We start from the raw sequence: 17,351 nt of genomic DNA, 5'->3' as shown, positions 1-17,351 counted from the left end.
AATAAAAGTGTTTGCAATCTTCAAAAGAGAGGTACGATCCTTTTTTACTTCCCCGATAGGCTATTTGATCGTTGGATCTTTTCTGCTGCTCAATGGTCTCTTTTTATGGGTGTTCAAAGGTGCTTTCAACATATTTGACTATGGTTTTGCTGATTTGGGCAACTTTTTTCTACTCGCCCCTTGGATTTTCATCTTTTTGGTGCCCGCAATCACCATGAAAAGCTTTTCAGACGAACGCAGAATGGGCACTTTGGAACTGTTGCTGATCAAGCCTATTTCTGTTTGGCAGTTGGTACTCGGAAAGTTTTTTGGCGCATTGCTTTTATGCATTATCGCCATTATACCAACAATTATATATGTCCTTTCCATTTCCAGTTTGGGAATCAACGAGGGTAATTATGATGTTGGTGTTGTGCTGGGATCCTATTTTGGATTGTTGTTTTTGATAAGTGCCTACACCGCAATCGGTGTGTTTTCCTCTACGCTATCGGATAATCAGATAGTGGCTTTTTTGGTGGGTATTTTATGCTGTTTTTTGCTCTATTATGGATTTGACGCGGTTTCAACCCTCTTTGCAAATGGAAACTCACAGCAAATGATACAAGCCATGGGTGCCAGATCGCATTTTGACAGTATTGCACGCGGAGTTATTGATACCAGGGATTTGGTCTATTTTGCTTCCATCACCCTGTTTTTTCTATTTCTTACACACCAACGTTTAAACCGATTGCCACGATGAACCGAAAATTGTTGATTTCGGCCCTCAAAGCCATCGCCCTTGTTTTGGTAATGAACCTTCTTGGAAGTTTGGTGTATGCACGACTCGACCTTACCGAGGACAAGAGGTACACCTTGTCCCAACCTGCCGTTGAAGTTGCCCAAAAGTTTGATGGTCCCGTGATTATTGATGTTCTTTTGGATGGCAACATTCCTCCGGAATTTTCCAGGCTCAAGAGTGAGACTATCCAATTGTTGGAATCCTTTTCTTCCAAGAACAAGAACATAAAGTACAACCTGGTTGATCCCTTGCAAGATGAAGGCCAGGTCCAGGAAACTATTGCCGAACTCCAAAAATTGGGATTGCAACCGGCCAATGTCACCGTTGAGGAAAATGGTCGGGTTTCCCAAGAGTTGGTCTTCCCTTGGGCTTTGGCAAACTATAGGGATAAGACGGTAAAGGTTCCCTTGTTGAAAAACAAGTTGGGCTCCACGTCGGAAGAGCGCATCAACAACTCGGTGCAGCAACTGGAATATGCTTTCGCAGATGCCTTCACGAAATTGAGCACCATTGAAAAGAAAAGTGTGGCCGTTATCAAGGGCAATGCCCAATTGGAAGATATCTACCTTGCTGATTACCTGAGCACGATACGGGATTACTACAATATTGGTGCCATCACCTTGGATTCTGTTGCCACCAACCCACAAAAAGTGCTGGACCAATTAAAGGGATTCGATTTGGCCTTGATCGCCAAACCCACTGAGCCTTTTTCTGATGAAGAAAAATATGTCATGGATCAATTCATGGTCAATGGAGGAAAAACCATCTGGTTGGTAGATCAAGTGGCCATTGAAATGGACAGCATTTATAAAGGAGGTGGCAGTGCCATGGCTCTTCCCCGAGAGTTGAACCTGAAAGATTTCTTCTTCAATTATGGTCTCCGCATCAATCCTGTGCTGGTCAACGACCTGTATTTTACCCAAATTGTTCTGGCCACGGGAGAGGGTAACGACTCCCAGTACAACCCCGTGCCCTGGTATTATCATCCCATGGTTTTCTCCAGGAACAGCCACCCCATCAACACCAATATTGAAGCCGTAAGGTTCCAGTTTGCCACCCCCATGGAGATTTTGGAAAATGATTATGGGAAAACAGTGCTCTTGATGAGCTCCCCCCTTTCCAAAACAGAGGGCGTACCAACTCAGATTGGCCTCGATATTTTGAACACACCTCCAGACCGGGAAAGTTATAACAAAGGGAACCAACCCTTGGCGGTACTGGTGGAAGGAAACTTCGTTTCCATGTACGAGAATCGTATTAAACCTTTGGAACTTGAAAAAAATGTGGAGGTGGGTGGTTCCAACAAAATGGTGGTTATATCCGATGGCGACGTCATAAAAAATCAGCTTAGAAATGGGAGGCCGCTGGAATTGGGTTACGATAAATGGACCAACAGTTTTTATGGCAACAAGGAGTTTTTGGTCAATTGCACCAATTATCTTTTGGACGATGATGGACTTATAAACATCAGAAACAAAAAGGTATCCATCCCCATGCTTGATGCACAGAAAATTCCAGCAGAAAAAACTAAATGGCAACTACTGAACATTGGGGTTCCAGTGGTATTGACACTGTGTTTTGGTATTTTCTTTAACCTGTATAGAAAAAGAAAATTCACCCGATAGGTGTTGATAAATTTGTTTCTTTGCTAAACCGTTTTAAGATATATTTGTTTTTGTCGATTTTATAAGCCCATGTTGGATAAGATTGATGGACATGGGCAAACATTCTAAAGAATTTCTTTAATGAAGTTTATTGTATCCAGCACATATTTATTGAAACAATTGCAGGTTTTGGGAGGAGTTATCAACAATAGCAACACACTTCCCATCCTCGATAATTTTCTTTTCGATCTCAAAAAGAACCAGCTTACCGTTTCCGCTTCGGATTTGGAGACCACTATGAGTTCCGTTTTAAAAGTGGATTCCGATTCCGAGGGCATCATTGCAGTTCCCGCCCGTTTATTGTTGGAAACACTCAAAACATTTCCAGAACAACCTTTGACCTTTGTGGTCGAGGACAACAATACCGTGGAAATCAGTTCCAATCATGGGAAATATGCCTTGGCCTATGCTGATGGTGCTGAATTTCCAAAAGCGGTAGAGGTTAGCAATCCGAGTTCCACCACACTTATGGGGGATATTCTCGCCACTGCCATAAACAAAACCATATTTGCTGCGGGCAATGATGACCTGCGCCCGGTAATGAGTGGGGTCTTTTTTCAGTTTTCTCCTGAAAATTTGACCTTTGTGGCCACTGATGCCCACAAATTGGTAAAGTATCAAAGACAGGACGTATCCGCTTCTCAAGTTGCTGAATTCATTATGCCCAAAAAACCTCTGAATCTGTTGAAGGGCATCTTGGCCGGTTCGGAATCCGAAGTGACCATTGAATACAACGAGAGCAACGCCAAGTTCATCTTTGATAACTCCGTGCTTATATGTCGCCTCATTGATGGGAAATATCCCAATTACGAAGCGGTGATTCCAAAGGAAAATCCGAACAAGTTGACCATTTCCAGAAACCAATTCCTGAGTTCGGTGCGCAGGGTCTCCATCTTCTCGAACAAGACCACGCACCAAATCCGGTTGCGAATGGCGGGTGCAGAACTTAATATTTCTGCGGAGGATGTGGATTACAGCAACAAGGCCGAAGAACGCCTATCCTGCTCCTATCAAGGAGATGATATGCAGATTGGCTTCAACTCCCGTTTTTTGGTAGAGATGTTGAACAACTTGTCCTCAGATGAGGTTTCGTTGGAAATGAGCCTTCCGAACCGGGCGGGTATCCTCACCCCCATTGATGGATTGGATGAAGGCGAACAGGTCACTATGTTGGTCATGCCGGTGATGCTGAACAATTAGAACATCTCCTTATCTTATACCGTAAAGTGAATCGAACTGTTCGTTGATCCATTCATCGATAAATTACAGATTTAGTCGGTTATAAATGGTTAGTTATCAAGTGTTTTCTAGTTTTAAAGGTTAGTAAATCACAACCTTAAACTTTTGAATATGAAAAAACTTACACTAGCAGTAGCTGCTTTTTTTATGATCGCTTTTTACTCCTGTGATACAGAGCCAGTAGGTTCGGACACATTGGAAAGTGTTGATGGAAAGGGCAAGCTAAAAAAGAAACAAAAAAATGATGATGATGATGATGAAAAAGAGGATGAGTGCAATATCACCCTTCTACCCAATTTGCCAGCCATGGTCAACGCCTGTACCACGGCCAAAGGACTAGATGCCAGTGGCACCTATTTTGATTTGACCATTAACGACACCGAGCTTGCTGGTAACTATGGCGCCTGGTGTATTGATGTTGACCTATCCTTAACCGGTAACGAATGTTTCGATGCCGATGTTTATTCAAGCTATGCTGAGCTTCCTGCCGGGGCTTTTGAAAATCCAGGAAATTTTGACTTGGTCAACTGGATTCTCAATCAGGACTTTGCCTCCCAAGGATATACCATGGGTGAAATTCAATGGGCCATATGGGAACTGATTGACAATCAAAACTGTGTTGCTTGTACGTTCCTGGGTGCACCAGGTGTAGATTGGAGCGAAGCAAATGCACAAGAGATTGTTGATGCGGCCGTAGCCAATGGTGAAGGGTACGAACCCGGTGAAGGAAACTTGTTGGCAGTCGTGTTGATTCCCAACAATAATAGGCAGCCAGTCTTTATTCCCATACCTTTAGAATGCGAAGAAGAACCTAAAGGAGGTTGTGAAACTGCGTTTGCACGGGGCAATGACGGAAATACCTGCTTTATTGGCAATGGATTCAGTAGATGGGGTTGGACCATAGGTCCGCTGACCGATGGAACCGAGGAAACCTATAATATTTATGCTGGAGCTGGCCAATGCGATATATCCAAAGGAGCTTTGGTCGGTACAGTGGCCGTTAGCTATGAAGATGGCGAGGTCTCGGTGGTCTACAATATTGATGATGACTACGTTGTGGCAGAAACGCATACCTATGCTGGCAACGGTATGTTCCCAACAGACAAGAATGGAAAATTAACTGTTGCACCAGGTCAATACACTATTGGTGAAGACTTGGAGGGTGAAATCTATGTGATTGCCCATGCTGTGGTTTGTGGTGAGGGAGACGATGATGATGATGATGACAACGACTAAGCATCGAATTAAGTAAAGTTGAAAAGGGCGACCACTTGGTCGCCCTTTTTATTTACCATTACAACAAACTTTACAAAAAAGGAATTGTTAGAAAATTGGAGGGGGATTCCCCGTTTGATGCCCTTACGGCATTTACAATCGGCAAAACAAAGCCCAAGATTCCCACTCCTATCAGTCCTAAAATTCCCAAACCAAGCAATAAAATCGCGGGAATACTGATTATAATATAAAGCAGTAGGCTCAATTGTAAGTTGATAATGCTCTTCCCGTGTTCGTCCATGTTCTCCACAGTTTTTCTTGAGGTGAGCCAAATAACCAACGGCACTATAAAACCTCCAAACCCTGTAACATAATGTAAGAGTTGGGTCAGGTGGGTTATTGACAACAGGGTATTGTCCTTTCTGACCACTTTTTGATTGATGACTTCCATTTTGATTGATTTTGATATTACACCTCATTAGTAGCATATTGCTCTGAAATGTTACAGGGGAGACCAATCGATTCTTTAGGGAAGTGACTTATAATCGTTCACAATTTTTTTTCGCTTTCCTGAGGACAATAGCGGAATTTCATCCACATATTCGAAGTCAATATGTGCATCGGCCCCTAAATATGGCTCAAAATGTCTTGCTATTTCCTTTTCCGCTACACTTTCTGAACGGCCATTGAGTCTGAACAGATAGTTTTTCTTTCCTTGCTGTATAAATTGAAACTGTTTTACCTTGGCATAATCCAAGACTTGATAAAAAACGAAGGGAGATACAATTTTTCCCTGCGTATCGAAAATGGCATCCATTCGCCTACCATAAATCGTTGCAAGCGAAGGCAACCCATTTTCATTCTTCTTATATATGCCCATATCCCCTGTGTCATATCTAATCATCGGCATGGCAAAATTAAATAGGTCCGTGACCACTATCCTACCCAATTCTCCCTCCATGACATGCTCATCCGATTCCAACGCCAAAAATTCAAAATGATAACTGGCCCAATTCAATATATAGCCGCCAGCACTTGATGGTGTCTGCTGTGCTAAGATTCCATTTTCTTGATTGGAATACCGCTCATAGGCCTTAGCACCAAAGTAATGGGACATTCTTTTTCGCTCTGACTCCTTTAATCCTTCAGCTATCGAAATGATGCTGGACACATTGTTGATTTTGGGTGTTTCGCTCCTTCCATCCAAATAGTCGCACAATTCTTCAAAGAAGGAAGGATATCCAAGAATTGACTTGTTTGAATTATCATTGCCAAGCTGCTCGAGCAGCCTTTGCATAGCCTCCGGTGATGAATCCGTTACATTGTGTGGAAAGATGTTTTGGGCAAATAAAGCCCAATTACTTTTCCTATTCGTATGGTCCCACAACTTAATATAAACCAATTTTTCCCCAACCCGACTTCCCACCACATCCGAAAAATATATCACATCTGCGGTATTTCTGGCGCGCTTGCCCTTATCCTGATAGATACTGAAGGGGATTCCCGTGGATCCGCTGCTTGAGGCTTTGAATAGCTTGGATTTTAAAAATTTGTTCGATTTGAATTCCCCATACCTATCCAGAATGATATTTTTATTAATTATGGGAAAGTCCCGTAACCCACTAAACCCTCGATAATGTTTATAAAAAGCTGTGTTTTCAGTAGCATGGTTCAGCAAGTTGTTTAAATTTTTGGACATTTCCAGCTTTGACTTAGCATCAACAGGACTTTCCAAAATTTGGGCTATTTGTTTTTGATGTCCTTTCACCTTGCCCCCCTGACACAGATCAGCGAACCAAAATCCCAATCTCCGCAATGTTTCGAACCAGTGGATCATCTCTTTTCCAAGAAAATATATTTGATGCCCCGAATATATAAAAGACGCTAAATAATGGAACTTTTTTTACCCACATTTTCAATGTCCGAACTCCCCTAGTCGGCGAATTTGTAAATTTGCACCATGTCAAACACCGATACCATAGTGGCCCTGGCCACTCCCGGAGGAACCGGGGCCATTGCCATAATTCGGATTTCCGGCCCCAATGCAATTCAACTGGCAGACTCCTTATTTGTTTCCATAAAGGGGAAAGTGCTGAAACGGCAACGAACACATACAATCCATTTGGGGCACATTGTGGACAATGGTAGAATTTTGGACGAAGTCCTGGTCTCCCTTTTTAAGGGACCCAATTCATACACGGGCGAAGACGTTGTTGAGATTTCCTGTCATGGATCACCTTACATACAACAGCAAATTGTTCAACTACTATTACGAAAAGGCTGTCGGGCTGCATCGGCCGGTGAATTTACCCTTCGGGCCTTTCTTAATGGGAAAATGGACCTGAGCCAAGCAGAAGCGGTTGCTGACGTAATAGCAAGTGATAGCGAGGCTGCACACGATATTGCGTTACAACAAATGCGGGGTGGTTTCAGCAACGAGATTAAAAAACTCAGGGAAGAGTTGCTCAATTTCGCTTCCTTGATTGAATTGGAGCTTGATTTTTCCCAGGAAGATGTGGAATTTGCAGATAGAACACAGTTCAACCTACTGCTGAACAAAATAAGCGAGGTCCTAAAAAAGCTCATTGACTCTTTTGCCCTTGGCAATGTAATAAAACAGGGCGTTCCCGTAGCCATTGTGGGTCAGCCCAATGTGGGCAAATCTACCTTGCTGAATGCACTGTTGAATGAAGAAAGGGCCATTGTCAGTGACATTGCCGGCACCACCCGAGATACCGTTGAGGACCAAATCAGTTTAAATGGCATCAATTTTAGATTCATAGACACGGCCGGAATCAGGGAAACGCAGGATGTGGTCGAAAAAATAGGTATAGAACGCACCTTTGACAAAATTGAGAAAGCACGTCTTATCATTTTTCTTTTTGATTCGATGGATTTTGACCGCTCGGAACTGGAACGCATTCGGAATCGTTATCCCAACAAACAACTATTACCGGTATGCAATAAGATGGATTTATTGACACCTTCAGAAATTGATAGCCTAAAAGAGCAGATTCCCAACGTGCTGTTCTTGTCTGCCAAGTATAAGGAAGGTGTTGAGCTTTTGGTTGAAAAATTATTGAGTTTGGTGGATTCAGGGGCATTGAGCGGTGATAACACCATCATTACCAACAGCAGACATTATGATGCACTGATAAAAGCACTGGAGGAAATCCAAAAGGTAAAGGAAGGCATGGAAATGGGACTTTCAAGCGATCTTATGGCTATCGATATCAGGCAGGCCCTCTTTCATTTAGGGGAAATAACAGGTCAGGTAACCACGGATGACCTGCTTGGGCACATATTTTCCAGCTTCTGCATCGGAAAGTAGAGGTTTTGAAACTTCCTGTAGAGTCATTCCCTGAACCAAAATTTACCAAAGCATGGTATTCGTTGGCGAATTTTTCATAAAAGGACTTTGCCTTCAAAATAGTGGCCAGGGAATTTTAATGAATACCTTTCAACATTCAGGATCAAATACTGAACTTCAATTTCTTTTCAATTGCCCTGATCATTTCATTGGCTATATCCTTTCCCGTGGCATTTTCAATACCTTCCAGCCCTGGAGAGGAATTCACCTCAAGAAGTAACGGTCCTCGGTTGGAACGAATGATATCCACGCCAGCTACTGATAAATTGAGGATTTTTGCCGCTTTTACGGCGAGTTTACGCTCCTCACTGGTTATTTTGATAACGGATGCTTTCCCACCCTGGTGGATGTTGGCCCTAAACTCACCTTTTTCTGCTTGGCGCTGCATGGCTGCCACCACTTTACCGTTGATCACAAAGCAGCGTATGTCCTGCCCATTTGCTTCCTTGATGAACTCCTGCACCAAAATATTGGTGTTCACACTCTTGAAGGCATTGATCACGCTTTCCGCGGCCTTATTGGTCTCTGCCAAAACAACCCCTTTGCCCTGGGTGCTTTCCAATAGCTTGATTATCAATGGGGCTCCGTTCACCATGCGGATAAGGTCTTTGGTATCCATGGGCGACTTGGCAAAGCCTGTAATGGGAATGTGGATGTCATTTTTGGAAAATAATTGGGACGCGAATAGTTTGTCACGGGATTGCGAAATGGCCTCCGCAGAGTTTTGGCAGTAGACTCCCAAATTATCAAACTGCCGTATCAGGGCACATCCGTAAAAAGTGACCGCCGGTTTTATTCTTGGGATTACCGCATCAAACTCGTTCAAAATATTGCCCCCTCTATACCGAATCTCCGGTGAATGGGCATCCAATTTCATATAAGCCAGTTCAACGTTCAAAAAAACAATCTCATGTCCCCGTGCCTCCGCTGCCTCCATGATGCGATTATTGCTATACAATTGAGGATTGCTTGCCAACAGGGCAATCTTTAGGCCTGTTTTTTCTTTAAGATAGGCAGCATATTTTTCTGCAATCTCATCATCTGTGAAACCTTGCGCCTGATAGTTCAATGCCGGGTTGACCACATAGCGGTTCAAGAGGGCCTCCCGTCCCAAGAGCATTCGGAACTCCATCGTATCCCTGCTGGCCAGTGTCAGTTCAATTTCAAAGGTGTCCTTGCCCAAAGTCACAGGGGATTTGACCACCAAACGTTCCTCGGAAATGCCCGATGAACTTTTGACAATGCGTCGGTCCACCAAACGCGCTTCACAGGATATGCTGATACTGCGGTTTTCCTGCAACGGGTTCACCACAAACTTTACCCATTCCTGGGCCCCTTTGCTAAATACTTTGATGTCAGTTGCCTGTATGGACGAGGTTTTGGCCCCTGAATCAACCCGGGCCTTAATGGCGGGGATACCCAAATTGTCAAATATGCACCACTCTTCACTGCCAATGGTCTGCAGCTGTTTTGTACCGTCAAAATGTGTCTTCAATGCGCTGTGGAATTGTTTCTTCTTTTAGACTATGATTGTTCATTCATTCTCTGTGGAAAATTATATGTTTTATGCACACAAACCTCATATTTTATTCAGATTTTGTTCTTTAGGTAGGACATTGGATGAAATCATGGTCGCATATTACCTTAAAGGTTCATGATGCGTTGCAATAAGTTCCTGTAAAGAAAACTTATCTCCTATCTTTGTTGTCCAGATTTTACGCATGTTCCATTTTTTTGAACAAAAAAGATTTTTGGTTGATTATCTGCACGGTTTTGTGGATATACACAATCATGTGCTTCCCGGGATTGATGACGGTGCTAAAACCGTGGATGAATCCTTGGAACTAATAAACGGTTTCTCAGAGTTTGGCATGAAAGCCATGATCTGTACACCGCATATCATGCACAACTATTATGACAACACGCCAAAAACCATAATCGCTTCCCACAAAGAGCTAATGGAAAAACTCGATTCCAGAGAAGTTGATGTTTCAGTGGATTTTGCCGCCGAACATATGATCGACGATAACTTTGAGATGATTTTGGAAACTGGGGATGTGCTTCCGCTAAAAAAGGAGTATTTACTCATAGAAATGTCCTATTTACAGCCTTCGTTCAGCTTTGACACGGCCATAGAGAAAATTGCCCAACAGGGATACTTTCCCATTTTGGCACACCCAGAGCGATACGCCTACTATCACGATAGGCATCGAACATATGCCGAATTCAAGTCACGGGGAATTCTATTTCAGTTGAATTTGTTATCCCTCGGTGAGTTCTACGGAAAAAGAGTAAAACTAATGGCGGAAAAGCTACTTGAAAGAGGTCTTTTTGAATATGTCGGTACGGATATACACAACATGAGGCAGTTGTCTGCCCTTAAGGAAATGAGAGTGGACAAAAAAGGATTAAAGCTTTTGCTGCCGGTTATAGAGAATACAATTCTTACCTTCTATTGATCAGGAAAAGCTCCACCACTTTTTAACGGATTTTCCATAGCCATAGCCATATTTACCGCCGTAGCCCAAGTTGGTTTCCTTCACTCCGTTAACAATAAAGGATAGATTCTTTACCTTTTTTTCATCCAGCAATTTAATGGGATATTCCAATACCTTTTGCTCGGTGACCCCCGCTTTGGTAACATAGAGGATATGGTCTGCATTATCAGTGATCAACAACGTATCGGTTACCACCAACATGGGTGCTGAGTCCACGATTATATAATCGTATGTGGAACGGGCATAATCCAAAAAGGTCTTCACCCTATCGCTCATCAACAATTCAGCCGGATTGGGCGGTATCTTTCCAGAAAAGACAATGTCGACCTTATTTTCATTGATCATCATAGGTGTGATAATCTTTTCAATCTGTACGCTATCATCGTGCAAATATTCGGTTAACCCTTTATTGGTATTTCCAAGTTTTTTGACAGCATTTGTATGGTTTTTTCCAAGGTCAGTATAAAAGTTGTGAAGCTTCGGATTTCTTATATCCGCGCCCAAAAGCAACACTTTTTTCTTGGTGCTGGCCAACACCATGGCCAAATTGGAGGACAAAAAGGTTTTGCCTTCACCGGAAACACTTGATGTGATCAAAACCACGCTACCCTGATCCGACTTCTTTTTTTTCTTTAGTACGTAATCCAAGTTAGTTCTCAAAATCCGCAAGGACTCACCCAGCACCGAACGGTCCATGCCCGAGACCAACTTGTTCTCCTTTCTCCCGACCTTGGGCAATTCCGCTATCACTGGTGCCTTGTTCGACACAATGTTCTCCAGTCCCACTTTATTGTGCACTTTGTTATCCAAAAGGTCTTTGGTATAGATTACCGAGAAAGGGACCAAAAGGCCCAATATAAGTGAAGCCAAGTAAATGGCTTTTTTCTTTGGTGAAACCGGAAAGTTTGATCCATAGGCCGAATTGACCACCTTGGATTTAGGGGATGCCGAAGCAAAAGTAATCTGCGATTCCTCCCTTTTTTGCAATAAATACAAATACAACGATTCCGTGGTCTGTTGCCTACGCGTAATATCCCTTAAAGCCCTCTCGTTGCTTGGAGCGGCATAAATTCTAGAATTTATTTGTGATAATTGTTTGCTCAAGCTGTTCACCTGAAGGTTAAGGTTGTTGGTTACATTGTTCAAACTGGATTGCATGCCTTTTTTTAGGTCTTCCAACTGTTGGTCCAGTTTTACGATTACGGGGTTCTTTTCGTTCGAACTTTCCAATAACCTATTACGCTGTGCCACAAGCTCGTTATAGCGTTGGGCAGTGGATGAAATACTTTGGTCGGCCAGTCCTACCTCAGGTATGATGTCGTAATTGTCTTGTCCATCTATCAACTCCTTCATGGAACCAGCGATGCTCAATTGAATGTTTGCGTTTTGCAGTTCCTGCTCGCTCGCGGCACTCATGGTGAAATTCACATTGGATTGTGAACCCAAATCCGCTATTCCTCTACTCGATTTAAAGGTCTCAGCGGTTTCATCAACAGTGGATAGGCTGGAATATATTTCGGTGATGCGGTCATTGATGAACTTGGTGGTCCTGTCAGCAACGGCCTTTTTGTCCGCTACTGCGTTGGCATTGTTTATTCCCACAAGCTCATTGATCACATCAATTGCCCTTTTCTCTATAGGATCTGTCAGTGATATGTTGATGATATTGGAAAACTTTTTATCATTTGCGCTTATGTTCGTCTTGTTTCTATACGAATCCGCAACAAATTGTATTGGTCTAATGACTACCCTAATCTGCCTTCCCCTATAGGTAGACAGTGTTTGTTTTGGGGTAAGAATTATATCCCCGATTTCGGTCTTTACCTTGTCTCCAAAGTCAAAATTCCTTTCGGGAAGGTCCTCCGCTTCTTTGTAGCCAAAGGAAGTATTGGAATTTATTTTTATGTAAAAACTTATTTTGGCATTATTGACGATAGAGTCGTTGGCCAAAAAGTTGATCGAGAAAGGAATGTTTTCTTTCCTGTACAACTCGGTATCCTTGATGTTCCCCAGAACAAAATATTGTATGTTCAGCTTGAGCTCCCTTGCCACATGGATGAAGTTGTCCCTGGCAGATAAAAGTTGGATTTCATCCTCAATCATGGACTTCCCTGATGAAAAAATGTCCAAGTCCTGCAATACGCTCAACTCGGAAGCTTGGCTGGACTCCTCGAGTATCTGTATTTTTGCCGTTGCACTATATTCTGGAATGGTATATCTCAAATACAACATCGACAATCCAATGCAGATCACCACGGAAAGAAAGAACCATTTCCAATTTCTCAGGCAAATATCAAAGAGAGTCTTTAGGTCTAGTTCAGCGGTTTTTGACATTTTTTAAAATAAGGTTTTGGGGGTTGTTCATTTATATCAGTTCCTGGTCAGCAGCACCACGGTAGAAGTTACGAGCACCGAAATGATGGATACCGCGATTGAAGCCCTTTGGTCCAAATTTGAAGCCGTTTTGCCAGACTTGTTGGGTTCCACGTATACCACATCATTTTGGGTAAGGTAATATACGGGGGATTTCAGCGCATCCTTTTGGTTGAGATTGATCCTGTTGTAAACCTTGGTGCCATCAAAATCCCGAATAACCATTATATTGTCTCGCCTACCCTTGATATTGATGTCTCCCGCAAGGCCCAATGCTTCCATTATGGTGATTTGTTCCCCATTCACCTCATACGTGCCTGGTCGGTTCACCGATCCAAGAACCGTCACCGTAAAATTCCTGATTCTTATATTTATTATGGGATCCTTGAGATAATCCGCAAGCTTCTCCCTTAAAAGGTTTCTCGTTTCGCTCGGTGACAAACCCACAATTTTGATCTTTCCAACGACCGGAAAATCAATCTCTCCATTCTTATCAACCAAATAGTTGACCTGTTCTGCCCGTATACCGCCTTCTTCGGCTCCCCTAAAAAGATTAAATGGAGCGCTTGCCTCCGGGTCCAGCGTGGACACATGGATGCTTACCAAATCATCAACCTTAAATTTTGTTGTCGCCGGGTTCTCATTGATCAAGGTTTCAAATTGGTTGGCATCCTGAAAATAGACCACGTCTTTTTGAGGGGTACACGATACAATAAAGCAAGCCAAAACAAAATAGCTTGCTCCTATTATTTTTTTGCGAATCATAAGGTTGAAGTATTAGTTATTGAGTTGAGGTATTTCGGGCTTGGATTTCCCCTTCGAATTACCCATTTCCTTTTGTCCATCCAATTTACAAAAATCGGAATTGTTGGAGATGTATTCCGGGACAATACTTTTCATAAGCTTGACCACGTTGTCCTTGAAGAAAAGATTGGAAATGCAAAGTTCATCAATCATGGTGCGTGTAGCGATGTAGTCTATATCACGTACCTTACTGATCATTATCTTGTCATGATAGGTAGGCAGCGTATTTTCCCCATTGGCCAAAAGTTCCTCATACAGCTTCTCTCCGGGCCGAAGTCCCGTAATCTTGATGTCGATATCATCTGGATAATGCAAGCCGGAAAGCCGAATCATGTTCTTGGCCAGGTCCATTATCTTAACGGACTCTCCCATGTCGAATATAAAGATTTCGCCTCCCTTGCCCATGGCCCCTGCTTCCAAAACAAGTTGTGAAGCTTCCGGAATGGTCATGAAGTATCGGGTTATGTCCTTATGGGTAACGGTCAAGGGTCCCCCTTTCTCAATTTGTTTTCTGAACAACGGGATCACTGAGCCATTGGAGCCGAGCACATTGCCAAAACGTGTGGTGATGAATCTTGTTTTTCCTTCTTGCTGTCTGCAGCTGATGTACATTTCCGCAATCCGCTTGGTAGCTCCCATGATATTGGTAGGGTTCACTGCCTTATCCGTGGAAACAAAGACAAACTTTTCAACACTATAATCCACTGCCAAATCCACAATGGTCTTGGTGCCGGCCACATTAATCTTAACGGCTTCATACGGATTCTGCTCCATTAATGGAACATGTTTATAGGCCGCGGCATGAAAAATACGGTCTGGGTTGTATTCCTCAAAAAGTACCCGCATCTTGTTCTTGTCCCGGATGTCACCCACAATTGGGATAAAATTGAAGAAACCAGACTGCTTCAGCTCCTGCTGGAGGTCGTATAAGGCTGATTCGGCCTGGTCAATGACCACCAGTGACCTATAATTGTATTTGCAAATTTGCCTAACGAGTTCACTTCCTATGGACCCCGCTCCTCCTGTTACCATTATTACCTTGTCCTCAAAATCCTTGGCAACTTTGCTATTCCTGATTTCAATGGGTGGCCTATCCAACAAATCCTCTATTTGAACCCGCTTGATCTGCGACACCTTGAGTTCCCCATTTATCCAGTCCTCCACCGGAGGCACAATCTTTACCTTTACTGGTAGGTCCACTATTTCGTTTACCAAAGTCCTCAACTGTTTTGGGTTGATGCTTTGGATAGAAAAGATGATTTCAGATATGTTGTGGAAGCGGACAAAGTCATAGGTCAATATGGATTTATCATAAACCCTGACCCCATTAATATGTTTGCCAACCTTTTGATGGTTGTTATCCACAAAACCGACCACCTTTACCTTCATCTTGGAATGGTTGGTCAATGTATTGTAAGTTATTATCCCCGATTCTCCCGCGCCATAAATGATGAGATTTTTTGTTGGAATCTCATTCGTGTTCATCAAGTGTTCGTACCCAATCTTAAATACATATCTGGCGGATGTCAATGTTATGAATGTGAGGAGACTGTTGATGATGATAATGGAAAGTGGTATGGTAAACTCCCCCATCACGTCCATGTACCTATTAAAAAGGATTACAGCTATTATTCCGATACTTGCCAAACAAATTGCATTGAAAATAGCGTAAACGTCCTTGATGCCCGTATGCCTGACCACGCCCTTATAACTTCCAGAAATAAAAAAAGCGAACAAAAATAGAAGTACCACCACGGGTAATTGTACCCAAAGTCTATTCACATCAAAATTGAAGCTGAGGTTAAAACGGATGAAATAGGCCAATACGAAAGAAACAGAGACAATGCAAAGATCTATCAACAGCACTGTCCATTTTGACGCAAACGGTCTTTCGTTATTGAAGAAGTAATTTCTGATCATGCAACTTCCTTTTTAATGATCGCACAAATTCTTTCTAAATCAGCGAGTTCCAAATTGGAACCACTTGGCAGGCAAAGCCCTCTTTCAAAGAGGTCCCTACTGACACCATTGGTATAACTCATTGCGGTGCTGAATACCGGCTGCAGATGCATGGGTTTCCAAAGTGGCCTTGACTCTATGTTCTCGTTTTCAAGTGCCAATCTAATCCGCTCCCTTGTTCCAAAGGATGGGGTCAAAATACAGGTGAGCCATCTGTTGGACTTACTGCCTTCCATTTCTTCCAAAAAAGAAATGCCCTCAATAGCTGATAAATGTTCCTTATAATATTCAAAATTGTGCCTTCTGGCGGCAACCCTATCCCCAAGAACCTCCATTTGCCCTCGCCCAATGCCAGCAAGAACGTTGCTCATCCTATAGTTATAGCCAATATGTGAATGTTGATAATGCGGTGCATTGTCCCTGGCCTGTGTGGCCAAGAAAACAGCTTTCTTTTTCATCGCATCATCTTTGGTTAGCAAAGCGCCCCCCCCTGAGGTGGTGATTATCTTATTGCCATTAAAGGATAGAATACCTAGATTCCCCAAACTTCCACACTTGAAACCCTTGTACGTGCTTCCCAAGGCCTCAGCACTATCCTCTACCACGGGAATATCATATTTTCTTGATATGGTATTGATTTCATCTACTTTATAAGGCATTCCATACAGGTGCACGGCTACAATGGCCTTAGGTTTCTTACCTTCATCCAACCTATCTGTAATGGCCTTTTCCAAAAGCTCGGGTGATATATTCCAAGTTTCTTCCTCACTATCGATGAATATCGGTGAGGCGCCCAAATATGTTATTGGGTTGGCGGATGCGGAAAAAGTGAAGCTTTGGCAAAGTACCTCATCCCCTTGTCCCACACCCAAAAGTTCCAAAGCCAAATGAATGGCTCCTGTGCCAGAACTAAGGCAGGCAGCGTGGACATTGTTTCCTATAAATTCCTCAATGGAGTTCTCAAAGTGCTGTACGTTGGGGCCCAACGGAGCTATCCAATTGGAAGCAAAGGCCTCTCTGACGTAATCCTCCTCCGTGCCGCCCATGTGGGGCGAGGAAAGCCAAATTTTTTTCAAGACTGAGGTTTCCATTTTAAGTTTTGGGTTGATAAAGTGAGTCAGCAAAACTCAACTAGGAAGTAAAAATAATGGTAAATCTGCGCCAACCGATTATTTTGTTTCACAATTCGCTAAAGGTGGTAAAAAATCGATTAAGTGTACAGATGAAAAAATCGAAAAAAAGCTATATACCAAGAAACTTCGCTTATTTCCTACATTTATCGATGAAATACGCTAGGGAAAACCGCATTGACAAAACTAAAAATCAACCTAATCGCGAGTTTGAGGCTCCCAAGCACCAAATACATCTCGGTATTGACTAAATTCAACAATGCCTCAAAATTTAAGAGCTATATGGCCTACATTTTTAATCTTTGCATGGAACAAATTCTA

The 17,351-nt window shown here is 42.8% G+C and carries 13 protein-coding genes; 6 read left to right on the top strand and 7 right to left on the bottom strand.

Going from position 1 to position 17,351, the window contains the following annotated elements; all coding sequences use genetic code 11:
* Positions 1 to 7: 7 nt before the first annotated feature.
* The 4 genes from gldF (at position 8) to K7G75_RS09190 (ending at position 4,917) form a co-directional block, all read left to right on the top strand.
* Positions 8 to 739, top strand: coding sequence for a gliding motility-associated ABC transporter permease subunit GldF (gldF, locus tag K7G75_RS09205; RefSeq protein WP_222983960.1), 732 nt, complete (start codon positions 8 to 10; stop codon positions 737 to 739).
* Complete coding sequence (gldG, locus tag K7G75_RS09200) at positions 736 to 2,403, top strand: gliding motility-associated ABC transporter substrate-binding protein GldG (RefSeq protein ID WP_222983959.1); 1,668 nt, start codon at positions 736 to 738, stop codon at positions 2,401 to 2,403. Before gldF ends, gldG begins: the two co-directional genes overlap by 4 nt.
* Before the next feature lie 120 nt (positions 2,404 to 2,523).
* A complete protein-coding gene (gene dnaN / locus K7G75_RS09195; protein ID WP_222983958.1) occupies positions 2,524 to 3,642 on the top strand; it encodes a DNA polymerase III subunit beta in 1,119 nt (372 codons plus the stop codon).
* Between the two features lie 150 nt (positions 3,643 to 3,792).
* The gene (locus tag K7G75_RS09190; RefSeq protein WP_222983957.1) at positions 3,793 to 4,917 is read left to right on the top strand and encodes a hypothetical protein; all 1,125 of its coding nucleotides are present in this window, start codon (positions 3,793 to 3,795) and stop codon (positions 4,915 to 4,917) included.
* Positions 4,918 to 4,987: 70 nt separating this feature from the next.
* Here the strand turns inward: K7G75_RS09190 and K7G75_RS09185 are convergent, their stop codons facing one another.
* Complete coding sequence (locus K7G75_RS09185; protein ID WP_222983956.1) at positions 4,988 to 5,347, bottom strand: DUF4870 domain-containing protein; 360 nt, start codon at positions 5,345 to 5,347, stop codon at positions 4,988 to 4,990.
* Positions 5,348 to 5,422: 75 nt separating this feature from the next.
* Positions 5,423 to 6,595 carry a phenylacetate--CoA ligase family protein gene (locus K7G75_RS09180; protein ID WP_222983955.1) on the bottom strand — a complete coding sequence of 391 codons (1,173 nt, stop codon included), beginning with the start codon at positions 6,593 to 6,595 and terminating at the stop codon, positions 5,423 to 5,425.
* Positions 6,596 to 6,856: 261 nt separating this feature from the next.
* Here K7G75_RS09180 and mnmE point away from each other — a divergent pair, with 261 nt between their 5' ends.
* The gene (gene mnmE, locus K7G75_RS09175; RefSeq protein WP_222983954.1) at positions 6,857 to 8,227 is read left to right on the top strand and encodes a tRNA uridine-5-carboxymethylaminomethyl(34) synthesis GTPase MnmE; all 1,371 of its coding nucleotides are present in this window, start codon (positions 6,857 to 6,859) and stop codon (positions 8,225 to 8,227) included.
* A gap of 142 nt (positions 8,228 to 8,369) precedes the next feature.
* Here mnmE and rimK read toward each other — a convergent pair whose 3' ends face one another.
* The gene (rimK, locus tag K7G75_RS09170; protein ID WP_262420308.1) at positions 8,370 to 9,761 is read right to left on the bottom strand and encodes a 30S ribosomal protein S6--L-glutamate ligase; all 1,392 of its coding nucleotides are present in this window, start codon (positions 9,759 to 9,761) and stop codon (positions 8,370 to 8,372) included.
* A 226-nt stretch (positions 9,762 to 9,987) separates the two neighbouring features.
* On the opposite strand from rimK, the gene K7G75_RS09165 reads away from it, so the two are divergent.
* A complete protein-coding gene (locus tag K7G75_RS09165) occupies positions 9,988 to 10,725 on the top strand; it encodes a tyrosine-protein phosphatase (protein WP_222983953.1) in 738 nt (245 codons plus the stop codon).
* Here the strand turns inward: K7G75_RS09165 and K7G75_RS09160 are convergent, their stop codons facing one another.
* From K7G75_RS09160 to K7G75_RS09145, 4 genes are read right to left on the bottom strand one after another with little or no spacing between them, the layout of a single operon-like run.
* Positions 10,726 to 13,098, bottom strand: a complete 2,373-nt coding sequence (locus K7G75_RS09160) for a GumC family protein (RefSeq protein ID WP_222983952.1) — start codon at positions 13,096 to 13,098, stop codon at positions 10,726 to 10,728.
* A gap of 36 nt (positions 13,099 to 13,134) precedes the next feature.
* Positions 13,135 to 13,902 carry a polysaccharide biosynthesis/export family protein gene (locus K7G75_RS09155; protein ID WP_222983951.1) on the bottom strand — a complete coding sequence of 256 codons (768 nt, stop codon included), beginning with the start codon at positions 13,900 to 13,902 and terminating at the stop codon, positions 13,135 to 13,137.
* 12 nt (positions 13,903 to 13,914) lie between these two features.
* On the bottom strand, positions 13,915 to 15,861 hold the full coding sequence (locus K7G75_RS09150; protein WP_222983950.1) for a polysaccharide biosynthesis protein: 1,947 nt from the start codon (positions 15,859 to 15,861) through the stop codon (positions 13,915 to 13,917).
* A complete protein-coding gene (locus K7G75_RS09145; protein ID WP_222983949.1) occupies positions 15,858 to 16,991 on the bottom strand; it encodes a DegT/DnrJ/EryC1/StrS family aminotransferase in 1,134 nt (377 codons plus the stop codon). The genes K7G75_RS09150 and K7G75_RS09145 overlap by 4 nt, the downstream gene beginning before the upstream one ends.
* Positions 16,992 to 17,351 lie beyond the last annotated feature (360 nt).

The sequence above is a fragment of the Flagellimonas meishanensis genome (genome assembly GCF_019880545.1).
Taxonomy (GTDB): Bacteria; Bacteroidota; Bacteroidia; order Flavobacteriales; family Flavobacteriaceae; genus Flagellimonas; species Flagellimonas meishanensis.
Note: the sequence above shows the minus strand (reverse complement) of the source record. Positions and strands in the feature narration are given on the sequence as shown.